The sequence below is a fragment of the Nocardiopsis sp. FIRDI 009 genome, from assembly GCF_003386285.1.
In the GTDB taxonomy this organism is placed as follows: Bacteria; Actinomycetota; Actinomycetes; order Streptosporangiales; family Streptosporangiaceae; genus Nocardiopsis.
Window position 1 is genome coordinate 1 of record NZ_QPNC01000060.1, and the last position, 1,114, is coordinate 1,114.

Below are 1,114 nucleotides of genomic sequence, written 5' to 3' on the forward strand. Positions count from 1 at the left end.
TCTGTGCAACGAGATCATCGAAGAGGAACTCGCTGACGCCACTGAGCTCACGTGGGACAGTCTGCCCAAGCCTCGGGAGATCTACGAGTTCCTGGACTCGTATGTGATCGGTCAGGAGCAGGCGAAGAAGGCCCTGTCGGTGGCGGTGTACAACCACTACAAGCGGGTGCGTTCGGAGGGTGAGCGTCCCGGGGACGAGGGTGTGGAGATCGCCAAGTCCAATATTCTGCTGTTGGGGCCGACGGGGTCGGGTAAGACGTTGTTGGCGCAGACGTTGGCGCGGATTCTGAATGTGCCGTTCGCGATCGCGGACGCCACGGCGCTGACGGAGGCGGGGTATGTGGGTGAGGATGTGGAGAACATCCTGCTGAAGTTGATCCAGGCGGCCGACTATGACGTGAAGAAGGCCGAGACGGGGATCATCTACATCGACGAGGTGGACAAGGTCGCTCGTAAGAGTGAGAATCCGTCGATCACCCGGGATGTGTCGGGTGAGGGTGTGCAGCAGGCGTTGTTGAAGATCCTGGAGGGGACGACGGCGAGTGTGCCGCCTCAGGGGGGTCGTAAGCATCCGCATCAGGAGTTCATCCAGATCGACACGACGAACGTGTTGTTCATCTGTGGTGGGGCGTTCGCGGGTCTGGAGAAGATCATCGAGTCGCGGACGGGTCAGCAGGGGATGGGGTTCAACGCGGTGTTGCGGCCTCGGTCGGAGGTGGCTGAGTCGGCGTTGTTCTCCGAGGTGATGCCGGAGGATCTGTTGAAGTTCGGGATGATTCCGGAGTTCGTGGGTCGGTTGCCGGTGATCACGAGTGTGCATGATCTGGATCGTGAGGCGTTGATCCGGATTCTGACGTTGCCGAAGAACGCGTTGGTGAAGCAGTATCAGCGGTTGTTCGAGTTGGATGATGTGGAGTTGGAGTTCACGCGGGACGCGTTGGAGGCGATCGCTGAGCAGGGGATCGTGCGGGGGACGGGTGCGCGTGGGTTGCGGGCGATTATCGAGGAGGTGTTGTTGTCGGTGATGTATGAGGTGCCTTCGCGTGAGGATGTGGGTCAGGTGATCATCACGCGGGAGACGGTGATCGACAACGTCAACCCCACCATCGTCCCC

Annotated in this window: 1 protein-coding gene; it reads left to right on the plus strand. The window is 60.3% G+C overall.

What is annotated here, in order from left to right:
- The coding region (gene clpX, locus DVR05_RS26455) for an ATP-dependent Clp protease ATP-binding subunit ClpX (RefSeq protein WP_116248630.1) at positions 1-1,114 on the plus strand (1,114 nt) is incomplete at both ends.